At 44.1% G+C, this 435-nt stretch carries 1 pseudogene; it reads left to right on the forward strand.

The annotated features are described in order from the left end of the window. Positions 1 to 96: 96 nt before the first annotated feature. A pseudogene (locus tag B853_RS16215) lies at positions 97 to 435 on the forward strand (ISL3 family transposase); the annotation flags it as partial.

A 435-nucleotide genomic window follows, 5' to 3' on the forward strand; every position in this document is an offset into this window, starting at 1 on the left:
AAAGGTTCATCGCGGATAAGCGGGAACTGAAAACAAAAACGGTAGTAAGTGATAGAGTTTTATCGCCAAACAAAACCTACACAAACTACCGTTTTCATGTCGAATCATACTTTCCTATCTTCATTCTGGGAAGGCTTTCATATAGTAAAGTCTCATCAGACTCCATCATTAATAAAGCTCACTCTCAAACCTAACTCTATCGCTAGGTGTCCGTGCGGGCTTAAAGCTCAAGCCATACATGAGTATCAATGGCGTAACGTGAAGGAAGCCACACTGCTAGGAGCTCCCGTTGAACTGTCCGTTCAAACCCGACGCATCAAGTGCAGCCACTGCGGCATTAAAACAGAACAACTATCTTGGTTGGAACCCTATGCTCGTATCACTAACCGCCTACGAAGCTATATAGAACAGTTGTTGCCCCTGCTACCAATCAAA

Origin of the sequence: Vibrio rotiferianus CAIM 577 = LMG 21460, from assembly GCF_002741985.1 — a bacterium.
Taxonomy (GTDB): Bacteria; Pseudomonadota; Gammaproteobacteria; order Enterobacterales; family Vibrionaceae; genus Vibrio; species Vibrio rotiferianus.